The following is a 285-nucleotide window of genomic DNA, read 5'->3' as shown; positions in this document are numbered from 1 at the left end:
TTATTTTTTTGTTTATCCCCGGTTAATCAAAAACTATATATGTATGCAAGTACTTACTTACATTATGGACTCAACAGAAAAGAGGATACTTGATGCCACCATCAGAATACTGGATAAAGAAGGATGGGACGGTGCCACTACCAAAAGGATTGCTGCTGAAGCTGGAGTTAATGAAGTAACATTATTTAGAAAATTTAAAACTAAAAAACGCTTACTTGAAGCGGCAAAAACTCGTTGTGCCAACAAATTCCTGGACGAACTGGAATTACTACTGGAAATAGATGA

The 285-nt window shown here is 35.8% G+C and carries 1 protein-coding gene; it reads left to right on the top strand.

The features are described from left to right. Positions 1-43 precede the first annotated feature (43 nt). The coding region (locus MD536_RS21495) for a TetR/AcrR family transcriptional regulator (RefSeq protein ID WP_239603835.1) at positions 44-285 on the top strand (242 nt) is incomplete at its 3' end.

It is taken from the genome of Flavihumibacter cheonanensis (assembly GCF_022352215.1).
GTDB lineage: Bacteria > Bacteroidota > Bacteroidia > Chitinophagales > Chitinophagaceae > Flavihumibacter > Flavihumibacter cheonanensis.
The sequence above is the reverse complement of the archived record's forward strand: the minus strand, read 5'-3'. Positions and strand labels throughout refer to the sequence as shown.